A 14,573-nucleotide genomic window follows, 5' to 3' on the forward strand; every position below is an offset into this window, starting at 1 on the left:
GTCGAGATTGGGTTCGATGCCGGTGGCGCGGCCATGGCTCCCTCGAGCGCCTCGTACATCCGTACCCACTTGAAACCATTTGTGGCGGAGGCGATGTCGAGGAGGGCCTGCTTCATCGTCGGCACGCGCGAGTCGCCGTTCTTGTAGACGCGATGTCCGAAGCCCATCACCTTCTCCTTCTTGGCGAGCTTCTCGAGCAGCCACCGCTCGGCGAGGGCGGGGTCGCCGATCTCGAGCATGTCGCGCATGACGGCCTCGTTGGCGCCGCCGTGCAGCGGACCTTTGAGCGCGCCGACGGCCGCGGTCACGGCGCTGTAGATGTCGGACCGGGTGGAGGTGACCACGCGGGCGGCGAAGGTCGAGGCGTTGAAGCTGTGCTCGGCGTAGAGGATCAGCGATACCTCGAAGGCCTTCACCAGCTTTCGGGGCGCGATCGTGCCGAAGCACATGTTCAGGAAGTTCTCGGCGAACCCGAGATGCGAGTGCGGCGCGATCGGGTCCTGGCCGTGCCGGCGACGGTGATCGGCCGCGACAATGGTCGGCAGCACCGCCATCATTCGTAAGGCTTTGGCGCGGTTGGCATCCGGGCTGTTGTCGTCCTCGGCGGGGTCTTCGGCGCCGAGGTAGCTGATGGCGGTGCGGACGACGTCCATCGGGTGGCAGGTGTCGGGCATCCTCGTCACCAGCGACAGCAGCGACCGGTTGGCGCGGCGGGCGGCGCGCTCGCGTTGGCAGAACCGTTCCAGCTGAGCGTGGTCGGGCAGTTCGCCGTACCACAGCAGGTACGCGACCTCCTCGAAGCCGCAGTGCTCGGCCAGATCCTGCACTGCGTAGCCGCGGTAGGTCAGCGAGTTGGTCTCCGGCACTACCTTGGACACGGCGGTGGTGTCGACGACGACACCGGCGAGCCCCTTGTGCACGGCGGTATCCACCGCCCCGCGATGCGATGCTGTGGTCACTGGTCCCCTCGCAGACTGAAATCGTAGACGGCGGAATCGAATTCGTTGTAGCGCTCGTACCGCAGCAGTTCGTACAGGCGGCTGCGCTGCTGCATCCGGTCGAGCAGCCCGGCCTGGGTGCCCTCGGCGAGGAGCTCCCGCAGCCCGTTCTCGACCGCCCACATCGCCAGGCGCAGTGCGGAAACCGGATAGATCACGGCGTTGTAGCCGATCGCTTCCAGGGTCCGCGCCGACAGCAGCTCGGACTTGCCGAACTCGGTCATGTTGGCCAGCAACGGAGTCGGCACCGCGTCCCGGAACTTCGTGAAATCGCCTGCGTCGCGCAAGGCTTCGGTGAAGACCAGATCCGCTCCGGCTTGGGCGTACGCCTCCGCGCGCTCGATGGCGGCGTCGATGCCCTCGATCCCGGCGGCGTCGGTGCGCGCGCAGATCACGAAATTCGGGTCGCGCCTGGCGGTTACGGCCGCCCGCAACCGGCGCATCATCTCCTCGGTGGGCACGACGGCCTTCCCGTCGAGGTGCCCGCAGCGTTTCGGATTGACCTGATCCTCGAGGTGACACCCGGCGACCCCGGAGTCCTCGAGGAGCGTCACGGTGCGTGCCGCGTTCATCGGCTCGCCGAACCCGGTGTCAGCGTCGATGAGCACCGGCAGATCGGTGACCCCGGCGATCTGCCGCCCGCGCTCGGCCACCTCGCTCAGCGTCGTCAATCCGATATCGGGCAGCGCCAGCTCGGCCGACACCACCGCGCCGGAGACGTAGACGCCGTCGAACCCGATCTCCTGAATCAGCCTGGCCACCAACGGATTGAACGCCCCGGGCAGCCGCTGAATCGTGCCGGAGGCCAGGCCCGCGCGAAACGCCGCGCGTTTGTCGGCGGCCGAGGTCGCCGCGGCAAGCAGCCCGCTCATCAGAACAGTCCCTTCGGCAGCTTCGGCGCCCGCGCGAGCACCTCGTCGGACACCGTGAACGACAATTGCGACAACTCCCCGGCACCGAGCTCGGCGGTGCGCTGCGCGGCGTCGAGGAACCGATCTTGCTCGGCCGGTGCGACGACGCCCTCGGCGAGCGTGCGGAACTTCTCGAGGTACTGCTCGCGGGCGAACGGCTTGGCGCCGAGCGGGTGCGCGTCGGCGACCGCGAGCTCGTCGACGATCACTTCCCCGCTGCGCAGCCGCACCTCGGCCCGCGTGCCGAAGGCCTTCTCCGCAGGGTCGGTGGCGTGGTAGCGCCGGGTCCACTCGGGATCCTCGACGGTCGAGATCTTGCGCCACAGCGCGACGGTGTCGGGCCGCCGGGCGCGCTCGGGCGCGTAAGACCACTCGTGGTGCCAGGTTCCGTCCTGCAGCGCGACCGCGAAGATGTACATCACCGAGTGGTCGAGCGTCTCCCGCGAGGCCGCCGGGTCGAACTTCTGCGGATCGCCGGAGCCGGTGCCGATGACGACGTGCGTATGCCTGCTGGTGTGCAACACGATCGAGTCGATTTGATCGAGATCGCTTATCCGCGAACGCATTCGGCGCGCGAGGTCGATCGGCGCCTGACTCTGGTACTCCGCCGAGTGCTCCTTGGTGTAGGAGTCGAGGATGGCCCGCTTCGGCTCGCCGGGTCCGGGCAGCGGGACCGAGTACTCCCGGTCGGGCCCGCCGAGCAGCCAGGCGATCACGCCGTCCTCGCCCTCCCAGATCGGGGCGGGCGCGCCCTCGCCGCGCAGCGCCCGGTCGACGGCCTCGACGGCCATCTTGCCCGCGAAGGCCGGCGCGTACGCCTTCCAACTGGAGATCTCGCCCTTGCGCGACTGCCTGGTCGCGGTCGTGGTGTGCAAGGCTTGGCCGATGGCCTGGTAAATGGTCGCGGCGTCGAGCCCGAGCAGGGTGCCGAGGCCGGCGGCGGCGGACGGGCCGAGGTGGGCGACGTGGTCGATCTTGTGCTCGTGCAGGCAGATCGCGCGCACCAGGTCGATCTGGATCTCGTAGCCGGTGGCCAGGCCGCGGATCAGGTCCCGGCCGGTGCGCCCCGCGTGCTGGGCCACCGCCAGGATCGGCGGGATATTGTCGCCGGGGTGGGAGTACTCCGCGGCGAGAAAGGTGTCGTGGAAATCGAGTTCGCGCACCGCGACGCCGTTGGCGAAGGCGGCCCACTCGGGGGAGTAGCCGCCGTCGACGCCGAAGACCGCGGCGCCCGGCCGATACGGGTGCGCCGAGGCTTGGGCGCGGGCGTTGGCGACCGGGCGACGGGTGAGCGCGGCCGCCGCGACCGCGGCATTGTCGATGATGCGATTGACGATCATCTCCGCGGTCTCCGACGCCACCTCGACCGGGTCGGTGGCGACCTCGGCGATGCGCCACGCGAGATGCTCCTCGCGCGGGAAACGCTCGGCGGAGCGGTGTGTACGAACGAGATGATTCTTCACCGTCGGGATCCTCCAGACATCGATGCGACCGATCTGTTTCGCACGCTACCGACCGTCGAGCAGCGCGAAAACGCCTCGCAAATGCCTATTTTTGTGTGAGGAAACCAGCGAGGTTGCGTATGTTGTGCGACCTCGTTCCTCGGTGACCGTCTGCCGCCGAGCGATCGGATCAGTTGCTCTGCAAGACGATCCGGACGCCGAAGGCTACGAGCAGGGTGCCCATGACGGTGTCGATGGCGCGGCGCACGCTGGCCCTGGCGAGCAGGCCGCGCAGTGCGCCGACTACGTTGGCGAGCACCGTGAACCAGGTCAGGGAGACTAGGGCGGCGACGGCGCCGAGCGAAATGGTGTCGGTGACGGCGGGTTCGGCGGGCACGAACTGGGGGAGCAGGGCGAGGAAGAAGACCGCGACCTTCGGGTTGAGGAGGTTGGTCAGCAGACCCTGGCGAAAGGCCGCCGCCGCGCTCGGCCCGTCCGCGGGCAGGTCGGCTGTCGCTTCGTAGCCGCCGCGGCGAGCGGCCAGCAGCGCCCGAACCCCCAGCAGCATAAGGTAACCCGCGCCGAGGAGCTTGACGATCGTGAAGGCCACCGCGGACGCGGCGAGCAGTCCGGCGACGCCGAGCGCGCTCACCACCGACCACAGGAACACCCCACCGGCGATCCCTGCCGCACAGGCCATTCCGGCTCGCCTGCCCGACAGCGCCGAACTTCGCGTCACGATAAAGAAATCCGGCCCCGGCGACATGGCCGCCACCAGGATCACGCCGCCGAGACCGAGCATCTGCACTGTAGACATCACATCGCCACCCTACGGCCCGCCGCCGAGCCTGGCAGGCCGATCGCGCCACTCAGTCGCGCAGTGCGGCGAGCATGCGCTCCTTGCCGGACAGGATGTGGGCCTCCATGAGGCGACCGGTGGCGGCGGGGTCGCGGTGCTCGACGGCGTCGAGGATCTCCGCGTGCTGGCAGTTCGAAAGATGGCGTGCGGCATCGGATTCGAGGCCGTGGCGGCGGAAGAGGTGTAGCTCCTTGGAGACGTCGTCGTAGAGGTCGGCGAGCCGCGGGTTGGCCGAGAGCGCGACCAGGGTGCGGTGTAGGTCGACGTTGCGGGGGTAGTAGTCGTCCACGGCGGGGACCGCGGCTTGTAACTGCTCGACCCGTTCGCGCAGATCGGCCAGCTGCTGGGCCGAGATGCGTTCGGCGGCAAGCCGTCCGGCCAAGCCGAACAGGCTGGCCCGGATGTCGTAGAGCTGAGCGGCCTCGTCCACCGAGATTTCGCGCACGAACATGCCTCTGTTGGTGCGGAATTCGACGAGTTTGCCGCGTTCGAGCCGGCGCAGCGCCTCGCGCACCGGCCCGCGGCTGACGCCGAGCCGCGCGGCGAGCGACGACTCGTTGATCCGGTCGCCGCCGGTGAGCACGCCGGTGATGATCAGCTGCTCGAGTTCCTCGGCGATCACCTGCAGGAGCGAACTGGACTGATGCTCGGCCACCCGCCGCTGCAGCGCGGTCATCGCCTGTACCTGCTCGGCCATCCACACTCCCTTGCCCGTACGAGCGACTTCGCAGTGTCGCACGTATGATCGTCAATTGCAAATCGTTGACAGTTGACGATTTACGCGCGCAGACTCGACGCACCGTCCGATGAAGAGAAGGAGGACGGAATGAAGATCAAAGACATCCGCGCCAGCGTGCACACCACCTCGATCGACGTGCCGCTGCTGAGCGAGCGGGTCAGCGGCTACGGCCGCGAGGAGCAGCGCGAATTCGTCTTCTGCGAGATGGAGACCGACGAAGGACTGACCGGTGTCGCCCTCACCGGTCACTTTCTCGCCAGGGCGGTGGTCGTCGCGCTGGAGCGGCACTTCCTGCCCGCCGTGGTCGACATGGATCCGCGCGAGGTGGAGGCGATCCACCACCGGGTATGGCGCACCCTGAACCCGCGGACCATGACAGGCGTGGTGTCCAGCGCCCTCTCGTTGCTCGACATCGCCCTGTGGGATATCCAGGGCAAGGCCGCGGGCCGTTCGGTCGCGAGCCTGCTCGGCGGCGCGCGCACCGAGGTGCCGGTGTACGTGACGTTCGGCTTCCCCCAGTACGACCGCGAAACTCTTTGCGCCGCAGCGCAGTTGCAACTCGACCAGGGCTTCACCGCGCTGAAGCTCGTGGTGGCGGTGGACAAGAGCGGCTGGCGCGAGGACGCGGCGCGCGTCCACGCCGTGCGCGAAACGGTCGGCGCGGGCGTGGATCTGATGATCGACGCCAACTACCTGTTCACCCCCGTCGAGGCCGCCTGCCTGTGCCGCGCGGTGGAGGACGCGAACCTCACCTGGTTCGAGGAGCCGCTGCACCAGAACGACGCGCGGGCGATGGCGGATCTGCGCTCGCACACCAGGATTCCGCTCGCGGCCGGGCAGATGGAGGGGCACCGCTGGCGGCTGCGCGAGCTGGTCGAGCGGCAGGCCGTGGACATTCTGCAGCCCAATGTCTGCTACTGCGGGGGCTTCACCGAGGCGCGCAAGGCCGCCCACCTCGCGCAGATCTACAACCTGCCGCTCGCCCACGGCGGCGGCTGGCCGCTGTTCAACCTGCACACCCTGGCGGGGCTGATGAACGGCTGGATCCTCGAGTGGCACCTCGGCATGGTGCAGGTCGGCGAGCTGCTGTTCCCGGACGCGCCGAGACCGGTCGACGGCCGGATCGCGGTGCCCGACCGGCCCGGCCTCGGCCTGACGGTGGACCGCGCCGCCCTGCGCGACACCCTCGTCCGCGACCTGTGATGCGCGGCGATTCCCATGACGGACACGGCAATCGAGGCCGCGCCGGAGTCGACGCCTCGGCCCAGGTGGCGCAGGCTCGCCGCCAACACCAGCTTCCAGGTGCTGATCGCGGCCGTCGTCGCGGCGATATTCGGGATCGTCGCGCCGGCGGCCGCGGCGAGCACGCAGCCGATCGCGAAGGCGTTCATCGCGCTGATCCAGATGCTCATCGCGCCGATCGTCTTTCTGGTGATGGTCACCGGGATCGTGGCGACCGGCGGGATGAAGACGGTCGGCCGGATCGCGGCGCGGGCACTGATCTACTTCGAGATCGTGACCACGGTGGGCATGCTGCTGGGGCTGCTCGCGGTGAATCTGCTGCGCCCCGGCGCCGGTGTCGCGCCGCCCGCGCACGCCTCCGATGAGCTGTCGAGCTACGTCGCCGGCGGCGCGAAGGACAACTCGTTCGGCGCGTTCCTGCTGAACATGGTGCCGGACAACGCCGTCAACGCGTTCGCCACCGGCAGCATCATCCAGGTCCTGATTTTCGCCGTGCTGTTCGCGGTCGCCCTGATCCGGTTGCCGGACAGGATCTCTCGGCCCATCGTCGATGGCTGCTACAAGCTGACTGACGTGTTCTTCCGGATGATCCAGATGATCATGCTGCTCGCGCCCGTCGGCACCTTCGGCGCGGTCGCTGCGACGGTCGGCAAGTACGGTCCGGAGACCCTGACCGCGCTGATGAAGCTGGTCGCGGTATCCGCGCTCGCGCTAGCGGTTTTCGTGATCGTCGTGCTCGGCGGCGTCGCGCTGCTCGCCGGGTTCTCGCTGCCGCGGTTGATCAAGGTGCTGCGCAAGGAGCTGGCGGTCGTGCTCGGCACCTCCTCGTCGGAAGCGGTGCTGCCGCAACTGATGGAGCGGCTCGAACAGGTCGGCTGCCGCCGCAGCGTGGTGGGACTGGTTGTGCCGACCGGCTTCTCGTTCAACCTGGACGGGGTCGCGGTCGTCATCCCGATCTGCGTCGTCTTCATCGGGCAGGTGTACGGCATCCCGCTCGGCTTCGGCGATCAGCTCGGGCTGTTCCTCGTCTTTCTCGTGCTGTCCAAAGGCACTGCGGGCGTGAGCGGTTCGGCCTTCATCACGCTGGCGAACACGGTCGCGGCCACCAGCCTGGTGCCGGTGGCCGGCCTCGCGCTCGTCCTCTCGGTCGACCGTTTTCTCTCGCTCGTCCGAGCCCTGACCAATGTGCTCGGCAACGCGGTGGCGACCGTCGTCATCGCGCGCTGGGAACCCGACGGCCTCGACCGTGCGCTGGCCGCCCGCACCATCGGGTGGTCGCGCACGAAAACCACTGTAGGAGAGTAGAAATGCCACGAATCGTCGCAATTCACGAAGGCGTCGTGCCGATCAGCTCCTCGATGAGCAACGCGTTCATCGACTTCAGCGCCATGGACTGTTCCGTCGTCGCGGTGGTCAGCGATGTCGTCAGAGACGGTGAACCGGTCGTCGGCTACGGGTTCAACTCCAACGGCCGCTACAGCGCGGGAGAGATCCTGCGCCGCCGCGTCATTCCCCGCCTGCTGCGGGCCGACCCGGACGAGCTGCTCACCGACGACGGGGCGGCCGTCGATCCGGCGCGCGCGTGGAATGCCATGCTGCGCAACGAGAAACCGGGCGGGCACGGCGAACGATCGGTCGCCGTCGGCGTGCTCGACATGGCGCTGTTCGACCTCGCCGCCAAACTGGCCGGGCTGCCGCTGTACCGGTGGCTCAGCCGGCACTACGGTCTGGGCGCGCCGGACGAGGACGTCTTCGTCTACGCGGCGGGCGGCTACTACGCGCCGGGCAGGGGGCTGACCGAACTCCAGGACGAGATGCGCGGCTTCCTCGACCAGGGCTACGACGTGGTGAAGATGAAGATCGGCGGCGCGAGCCTGGCCGAGGACGTCGAACGGGTCGAGGCCGTGCTCGACGTCCTCGACGGCGACGGCTCGCGCCTGGCGGTGGACGCCAACGGCCGCTTCGACCTCGACACCGCGCTCGAGTACGGCCGCGCGCTCGCCCCGTACGGCCTGTTCTGGTACGAGGAGCCCGGCGACCCGCTCGACTTCGCGCTGCACGCGACGCTGTCCGAGCGGTATCCGGGCCCGCTGGCCACGGGCGAGAACCTTTTCTCGCTGTCCGACGCCCGCAACCTCATTCGCTATGCGGGTATGCGTCCTGACCGCGACTATCTCCAGTTCGACCCGGTTCTGGGGTACGGCCTCGTCGAGTACCTGCGAATCCAGGACATGCTGCGGCAACACGGCTGGTCCAGCCGCCGCTGCATCCCGCACGGCGGCCACCAGTTCGCCCTGCACATCGCGGCGGCGCTGCGGCTCGGCGGCAACGAGTCCTACCCCGGCGAGTTCCAGCCGACCGGCGGTTTCGCCGACGCGGCCGTCGTCGAGCACGGTCGCCTGCGCCTCACCGACACGCCCGGCATCGGCTTCGAAGACAAGGCGGAACTGCACCGGGTCTTCCGCGCCTTGCACACGGGCTAGCGGGTTGCGCCACGACGGGCCCGAGACCGGCTAAGATCAACGTGCCCGCGTGAACGTGGCGGCGTTCGGTGGGCGTACGGGGAAGTGGCCCGCCCCGCGGTAGCGATACCGCGGGGCGGGCCACACCGGTTCAGAGATCGACGCGTTCCCACCCCCGCCGCGGCCTGCGTTCGCCCAGCCGACGGGTCTGATCGCGCGGCGGTTCAGCGCCTTCGGTAGCGGACGCGGCACGGCTGCCGCAGCTGCACCACCATCTTGGAGTGATCGTTGCGGTAGGTGTCCGACGGCTGGGACAGCTCGAACTCCCAGTCCCGCAACAGGATCGAGAAGATCGCCTTGAGCTGCATGAGCGCGAAGGCCGCCCCGACGCAGCGATGACGGCCCGCCCCGAACGGAATCCAGGTCCAGCGGTTGACGATGTCCTCTTGGCGCGGGTCGAGGTAGCGGCCCGGGTCGAAGGCGTCCGGGTCGGGGAAGTCCTCGGGGATCCGGTTGGAGACGGCGGGCGTCGCCGCCACCATGTCGCCCGGCGCGATCCGGTGCCCGCACACCTCGAACTCGCCTCGGGCGATGCGCATCACGATGATCAGCGGCGGGTGCAGCCGCAGCGTCTCCTTCAGCGCCGCCTCCAGATTGGGGATCTGGCGCAGTGCGTTGTGGCTGACCTCCGAACCGTCGGCGAACAACTCGTCGAGCTCGGCGACCACGGTGCTCAATATCTCCGGGTGCCGCAGCAATTCGATGATGGTCCACGCCGCGGTGCCGGAGGTGGTGTGGTGACCGGCGAACATCATCGAGATGAAGATGCCGGTGATCTCGCTGGCCGTGAAACGCGGCGCGCCGTTCTCGTCCTTGACCGAGATCAGGATGTCGAGCATGTCGCGAGAGTCCTTGCCCGACGGCGGATTCGCCGCGCGCCCGTGCATGATCGACTGCACCAGCTCGACCAGTTGCGCGCGGGCCGCGTCGCGGCGGCGGAAGCTCTCGATCGGCGCGTACGGGTCGACATAGGCCAGCGCGTCGGTGCCCTGCTCGAGCTCGTGGTAGAGCCGCGCGAACCGGGCGTCCAGCTCGTTGCGGAACTTCACCCCGATGAGACAGGCCGAGGAGGTGTAGATGGTCAGCTCGGCGAAGAACTCGAGCAGGTCGATCTCGCCCGCGTCACCCCAGCCGGCCAGCATGCGGTCGACCTCGGCGGCGATGGTCGCGGCGTGCCCGCGCATGAATTCCCCACGCAGCGCCTGATTGTGCAGCATCTCCTTGCGCCGCTCCGGCGGCGCGTCGAACACGACGCCCGCGCCGAAGATCGGTGTCATGAACGGATAGGCCGCGCCCTGATCGAGCTCGTCGTCGCCCGCCCGGAAGAAGAACTCGTTGGCCTGCGCGCCCGTCAGCAGCACGACGTCGCGACCGGCCAGCTCGAAGGTCCCGACCTCCCCGCACTCCGCCCGCACCCGGCGCATCAACCCGATCGGATCGGTGCGGAACTCCTCGAGGTGCCCGTGCTCGTCCGCCCCGCCGGACACCCGCTGCGGCTTGACCAGTGCCATGTGGAAATCCTTCCCGCAGTACCGCCCAGACAAGACTGGACATGTGTCTGGACAGTACTGTGAAGGCTCGTCCGGGACAAGACCGAGCCGCGTGTCGTCCTCGCTCAGGCCGGCCTGGTCGGAGCGGTGTCGACCTGGATGAGTCGCGGGCCGTCCGTCGGCGAGCGCAGCGCGGCGCGCAGGCCGTCGAGATCGGTTGCCGCCGTGGCGGGTACGCCGTAACCGGCGGCGAGCGCGGTGAAGTCGATCCCGCCGATGTCGGTGCCCGGCACGTCCGGCGTGCCGAGGAGCTCGGCGAACCACTCCAGCGCGCCGTAGGTGCCGTTGCGCAGGATCACGAAGGTGACGGGCACCCGGTAGCGGGCGGCGGTCCACAGCGCGGTGATGCCGTAATTGGCTGAGCCGTCGCCGATTACGGCCGCGACAGGCCGCTCCGGGAGGGCCAGTGCCACGCCGACGGCGGCGGGCAGCCCGAAGCCGAGTCCGCCCGCTGCGGGCCAGAAGTACGAGCCGGGCTCGCGCAGATCGATCTGCCGCCACCACGCGGCATTGGTGGACGTCGACTCGACGACGTAACACGTTTCGGCGGGCTGTGTTTCGCGCAGGGCGGCGAAAACCTGCTCGGGGTGCAGGCCGGAATGCTCGGCGGCAGTGGCCGGTTCGGGGTTCGCCAGGAAGCGTGCCGCGTTGTCGGATGCGCGCGCGGGGATCCTGTGCAGGAGCGCCTCGAACACCGGCGCGACGTCGGCGACCAGCGCCGTACCCACCGGTGCGCGGGCGGCGGCGCCCGCGTCGTCGGTCACCTGGATCAGCCGCGTGCCCTCCGGCAGATACCGCCCCGGCTCGTGCTGGTGGTAGCGGAAGACCGGTGCGCCCGAGACGAGCACGAGATCGTGGCCGGACATCGCGCGCTCCACCGCCGCGATGCTCGCGGGCAGGACCCCGCGAAAGAGCCGGTGGCGGTTGGGAAATGAGAGCCGATGCGGCGACGGCGCCTGCCACACCGGCGACTCCAGATGTTCGGCGAGCGCGACCGCCCGCTCGAACAGCCCGGCCGCGTCGATATCGCCGCCGAGCACCAGCGCCGGATTTCGGGCGGCCGCGACGGCGGCGACCAGGTCGGCCAGTTGGGCCTCGCTGGGCTGCTGCCCGAGCCGGACGCTCCGGTCGGTGACCGCGACGGCGTTCGCGTCGAGCTCGACGGACCAATCGTCGTAGGGCACCGACAGATACGCCGGCCGCCGCTGCAACTGCGCCTCGAACACCGCCTGCGCCAACGACCGGGGGACATCGGCGGCGCAGCTCGGCTCCCCGGACCACCCGACCAGCGGCCGCATCAACTGCGTCGCATCGACATTCGTCAGCACCGCCTCGATCCCCATGGCCGAGCGGACCTGCTGGCCCGCCGTGAGCACCAGCGGCGCGCGGGAGGCGACCGCGTTGGTGAGCGCGCCCAGCGCGTTCCCGGAACCGGTGGCGGAGTGCAGATTGACCAGTGCCGGGCGGCCGAGGGCCTGCGCGTACCCGTCCGCCATCGCCACCACCGCCCCCTCGTGCAGCCCGAGAATGTAGCGGAACCCGGCAGGCAACTCCGCCAAAAACGGCAGTTCATTCGACCCCGGATTACCGAAGATCGTGGTGAGCCCGTGGCGTTCGAGAAACTCGTGCGCGATTCGGCGTGCGGTCGTAGTCACCATCGCCGCCATTGTCGACCAGGCCGTCCCCTCGGTCGAGCTGGGGACCGTACCCATTTCGTATCGCGCAGATGGTGCGCCTCGGACGGGCGCGGGCTGATCGGTGTCCGGCAGGGCTCAGATCGGCGGTAGGGGAGGGAGTTCGAGGTTGTCGCGGAAGGTGCTGCCGCGGTAGTCGTGGCCGATGATGTTGCGGCGGCGTAGTTCGGGGAGTAGGCCGTTCAGTAGGAAGTCGCGGGTGCGTGGGTCGGTGAGGCCGCCGAGGCTGATGACGTCTAGCACGCCCGCGTCGTAGCGCTCGGCGATCGCGTCGGCTAGTTGTTCGGGGGTGCCGGCGGCGGCCCAGTGGCCCGTGTCTTTGGCGGCGATGATCAACTCGCGCAGGGTCTTTCCGGAACGGGCGAAGGCGCTGAAGATCTCGACGCGGCCGCGGCGTCGCCGCACCGAACGCATGTCGGGCAGCAGGCTTTCCGGGATCGGCCGGTCCAACGGCAGGCCGGTCAGATCGATGCCGCCGCCGAGCATGTCGGCGAGCGCGAGCCGGCCCGCCTCGAAGTCGGTGGCCTCGTCTCGTTCGCGCACCAGGCGACGCACCTCGGCCTCGCTGGCGCCGTAGGTGGCGTGGAACGAGCTCATGATCAGCGGCAAGCCGTCCGCGCGCCCCAATTCCGCGGCGCGCGTGCGGATCTTCTTCGCGTAGGTGATGGCGTCGTCGAGCGTCGGCAGCGAGGTGAAGACCACCTCGGCGAACCGCGCCCCGAGCTCGATGCCCGCCTCGGACTGGCCGGCCTGGAACTGCACCGGGCGTCGCTGCGGCAGCGGCGGGATGTTCAACGGCCCGCGCACCGTGAAGTACGTGCCCGCGTGGTCGATCGGCCGGACCAGCTCCGCGTCCAGGATCGCGCCGCCGCGCCCGTCCGCGGTGAGCGCGCCGGGCCGCCAGCTGTCGAACAGCGCGTTGACCACCTCGAGCGACTCCGCGGCGCGCTCGTAGCGCTGCTCGGGCGTCGGCAGATCCCCGTCGCCGTAGTTCTCCTCGCCCACCGACGAGGTCACCGCGTTCCAGGCGGCGCGGCCGTTGCTGACATGGTCGAGGGTGCCGAACAGCCGGGCGAGGTTGTAGGGATGCTGAAAAGTGGTCGTGACCGTGGCAATCAGCCCGACATGGGTGGTCACCGCGCTCAGCGCGGACAGGACGATCAGCGGTTCCTGCGCGCCGATCGCGCCCTGCGCGCCGAAACTGAGCAGGTCCGCGGCGAAGAGCGCGTCGAACCTATTGGCCTCGGCGAGTTTCGCGATCTCGACGGCCGAGGCGAGCGTGGATCGCCCCGGATTCAGCGCGGCCGCGTAGACATCCGGCGAACCACTCACTCCGGTAACGGTTTTCAACGGTCGTCGCTTCGCACTCACCCTTCGACGCTATGGGGCACGGCCGTGCCGCGCGACGGTTAGCGTCGGGGTGAACGAAACTTCGCCGAAATCGATCTCTGTGGGCCGCTCCGCGCGTCGGACGGGTTCGGCCGCCCCGGTGCGGCACCATCGGGGCATGGACATCGATCTTTCCGGACGGCGCGCGCTGGTCTCGGGTTCGAGCCAGGGCATCGGGCTGGCCATCGCCACCGAGTTGGCCAGGGCGGGTGCGTCGGTGACGGTCAACGGGCGCGACGACGCCAAGACCGAGGCCGCGTGCACGACCGTCACCGACGAGGTGCCCGACGCCAGGGTCAGCCCCGTGGCCGCGGACCTCGCCTCCGCCGCGGGGGCCGAGCGGTTGCGCGAGGCGGTCGGCGAGCTGGACATCCTGGTCAACAACCTCGGCATCTTCGGAGCCAAGCCGGTCCTCGACATCGAGGACGACGAGTGGCGCCGCTACTTCGAGGTCAATGTGCTGTCGGCGGTCCGGCTGATCCGAATGTACTTGCCGGGCATGATGGCTCGTGGCTTCGGCCGGGTGATGAACATAGCCAGCGACTCCGCGGTCGTCACGCCGGTCGAGATGGTCCACTACGGAACCACGAAGACGGCTCTGCTCGCCGTCACTCGCGGATTCGCGAAAGCCGCGGCGGGCACCGGAGTCACGGTCAACTCCGTGATGGCCGGCCCGACGCACACGCCGGGGGTGGAGGACTTCGTGCGCGACCTCGTCGGCGCGGATCTGCCGTGGGACGAGGCGCAGCGCCGGTTCATGCGCGAACACCGGCCGTACTCGTTGATCCAACGACTGATCGAGCCAACCGAGATCGGTAATATGGTCGTCTACCTCAGCTCGGAGCGCGCCTCCGCGACCACCGGCGGCGCGGTCCGGGTGGACGGCGGCTACATCGACTCGATACTTCCTTGAGCCGCAGCGGATTTCACTTGGTCAGTGCCGCTTCGAAGAGCGGCCAGGAGTTGTGCAGGTCCTGCTCCCAGTAGCCCCACGAGTGGGTGCCGATCGGGTGGAAGTCGAACGTCGCCGGAATCCCCAACTGCTGGAAGCGCTCTCGCAGCTGCGTGGTGCACATGTTCATGATGGCCTCCAGGGGCGAGCCGAAAATCAGCTGCCAGGTCGACTGGATCAGGTCGCCGTGCAGGGCGGCCGGGGTGTCGAGTGGTCCGGGTTGTCCGGTGCCGGTGGAGATGTAGAGGGTGGTGTCGCGCAGTTGTTCGGCGTGC

The 14,573-nt window shown here is 69.1% G+C and carries 11 protein-coding genes and 2 pseudogenes; 4 read left to right on the forward strand and 9 right to left on the reverse strand.

The features are described from left to right. From ON39_RS37000 to ON39_RS37020, 5 genes and pseudogenes are all read right to left on the reverse strand, one after another. Window positions 1-932 (reverse strand): annotated as a pseudogene (locus ON39_RS37000) (bifunctional 2-methylcitrate synthase/citrate synthase); the annotation flags it as partial. Window positions 933-955: 23 nt separating this feature from the next. Further along, window positions 956-1,870 carry a methylisocitrate lyase gene (gene prpB, locus ON39_RS37005; protein ID WP_040741111.1) on the reverse strand — a complete coding sequence of 305 codons (915 nt, stop codon included), beginning with the start codon at window positions 1,868-1,870 and terminating at the stop codon, window positions 956-958. Beyond that, window positions 1,870-3,372 (reverse strand): 2-methylcitrate dehydratase PrpD, encoded by a 1,503-nt coding sequence (prpD, locus tag ON39_RS37010; RefSeq protein ID WP_040741113.1) that lies wholly within the window; start codon window positions 3,370-3,372, stop codon window positions 1,870-1,872. Before prpD ends, prpB begins: the two co-directional genes overlap by 1 nt. Window positions 3,373-3,541: 169 nt before the next feature. Beyond that, the gene (locus ON39_RS37015; protein WP_040741115.1) at window positions 3,542-4,168 is read right to left on the reverse strand and encodes a LysE family translocator; all 627 of its coding nucleotides are present in this window, start codon (window positions 4,166-4,168) and stop codon (window positions 3,542-3,544) included. A 52-nt stretch (window positions 4,169-4,220) separates the two neighbouring features. Continuing rightward, on the reverse strand, window positions 4,221-4,907 hold the full coding sequence (locus tag ON39_RS37020; RefSeq protein ID WP_063713445.1) for an FCD domain-containing protein: 687 nt from the start codon (window positions 4,905-4,907) through the stop codon (window positions 4,221-4,223). A gap of 129 nt (window positions 4,908-5,036) precedes the next feature. Between ON39_RS37020 and ON39_RS37025 the strand changes: the two genes are divergently transcribed. Genes ON39_RS37025 through ON39_RS37035 form a run of 3 tightly spaced genes read left to right on the forward strand, consistent with a single transcriptional unit; the run spans window position 5,037 to window position 8,674 of the window. Further along, entirely contained in the window at window positions 5,037-6,152 is a 1,116-nt protein-coding gene (locus tag ON39_RS37025) for a mandelate racemase/muconate lactonizing enzyme family protein (RefSeq protein WP_040741122.1), read from the forward strand. A gap of 15 nt (window positions 6,153-6,167) precedes the next feature. Then, complete coding sequence (locus ON39_RS37030; protein ID WP_051187582.1) at window positions 6,168-7,496, forward strand: cation:dicarboxylate symporter family transporter; 1,329 nt, start codon at window positions 6,168-6,170, stop codon at window positions 7,494-7,496. 2 nt (window positions 7,497-7,498) lie between these two features. After that, window positions 7,499-8,674 carry a mandelate racemase/muconate lactonizing enzyme family protein gene (locus tag ON39_RS37035; RefSeq protein ID WP_040741116.1) on the forward strand — a complete coding sequence of 392 codons (1,176 nt, stop codon included), beginning with the start codon at window positions 7,499-7,501 and terminating at the stop codon, window positions 8,672-8,674. A gap of 203 nt (window positions 8,675-8,877) precedes the next feature. Here ON39_RS37035 and cyp51 read toward each other — a convergent pair whose 3' ends face one another. The 3 genes from cyp51 to ON39_RS37050 all read right to left on the reverse strand — a co-directional run bounded on the left by cyp51 (window position 8,878) and on the right by ON39_RS37050 (window position 13,328). Then, complete coding sequence (gene cyp51 / locus ON39_RS37040; protein ID WP_040741117.1) at window positions 8,878-10,224, reverse strand: lanosterol 14-alpha demethylase; 1,347 nt, start codon at window positions 10,222-10,224, stop codon at window positions 8,878-8,880. Window positions 10,225-10,328: 104 nt separating this feature from the next. Then, window positions 10,329-11,921 carry a benzoylformate decarboxylase gene (mdlC, locus tag ON39_RS37045; protein ID WP_040741124.1) on the reverse strand — a complete coding sequence of 531 codons (1,593 nt, stop codon included), beginning with the start codon at window positions 11,919-11,921 and terminating at the stop codon, window positions 10,329-10,331. A 114-nt stretch (window positions 11,922-12,035) separates the two neighbouring features. Further along, window positions 12,036-13,328, reverse strand: a complete 1,293-nt coding sequence (locus ON39_RS37050; RefSeq protein WP_040741118.1) for an NtaA/DmoA family FMN-dependent monooxygenase — start codon at window positions 13,326-13,328, stop codon at window positions 12,036-12,038. 136 nt (window positions 13,329-13,464) lie between these two features. Here ON39_RS37050 and ON39_RS37055 point away from each other — a divergent pair, with 136 nt between their 5' ends. Further along, window positions 13,465-14,259, forward strand: coding sequence for an SDR family NAD(P)-dependent oxidoreductase (locus ON39_RS37055; protein ID WP_040741119.1), 795 nt, complete (start codon window positions 13,465-13,467; stop codon window positions 14,257-14,259). Window positions 14,260-14,272: 13 nt separating this feature from the next. Here the strand turns inward: ON39_RS37055 and ON39_RS37060 are convergent. Continuing rightward, window positions 14,273-14,573, reverse strand: a pseudogene (locus tag ON39_RS37060) (esterase family protein); the annotation flags it as partial.

It is taken from the genome of Nocardia tenerifensis NBRC 101015 (assembly GCF_000308715.1).
In the GTDB taxonomy this organism is placed as follows: domain Bacteria; phylum Actinomycetota; class Actinomycetes; order Mycobacteriales; family Mycobacteriaceae; genus Nocardia; species Nocardia tenerifensis.

Excerpts from the sequence above, each read along its gene's own strand:
- ON39_RS37015 (WP_040741115.1), bottom strand. The coding sequence starts at position 4,168 with ATGTCTACAGTGCAGATGCTCGGTCTCGGCGGCGTGATCCTGGTGGCG.
- mdlC (WP_040741124.1), bottom strand. The coding sequence starts at position 11,921 with ATGGTGACTACGACCGCACGCCGAATCGCGCACGAGTTTCTCGAACGC.
- prpB (WP_040741111.1), bottom strand. The coding sequence starts at position 1,870 with ATGAGCGGGCTGCTTGCCGCGGCGACCTCGGCCGCCGACAAACGCGCG.
- ON39_RS37030 (WP_051187582.1), top strand. The coding sequence starts at position 6,168 with ATGACGGACACGGCAATCGAGGCCGCGCCGGAGTCGACGCCTCGGCCC.
- ON39_RS37025 (WP_040741122.1), top strand. The coding sequence starts at position 5,037 with ATGAAGATCAAAGACATCCGCGCCAGCGTGCACACCACCTCGATCGAC.
- ON39_RS37020 (WP_063713445.1), bottom strand. The coding sequence starts at position 4,907 with ATGGCCGAGCAGGTACAGGCGATGACCGCGCTGCAGCGGCGGGTGGCC.
- ON39_RS37055 (WP_040741119.1), top strand. The coding sequence starts at position 13,465 with ATGGACATCGATCTTTCCGGACGGCGCGCGCTGGTCTCGGGTTCGAGC.
- ON39_RS37035 (WP_040741116.1), top strand. The coding sequence starts at position 7,499 with ATGCCACGAATCGTCGCAATTCACGAAGGCGTCGTGCCGATCAGCTCC.
- cyp51 (WP_040741117.1), bottom strand. The coding sequence starts at position 10,224 with ATGGCACTGGTCAAGCCGCAGCGGGTGTCCGGCGGGGCGGACGAGCAC.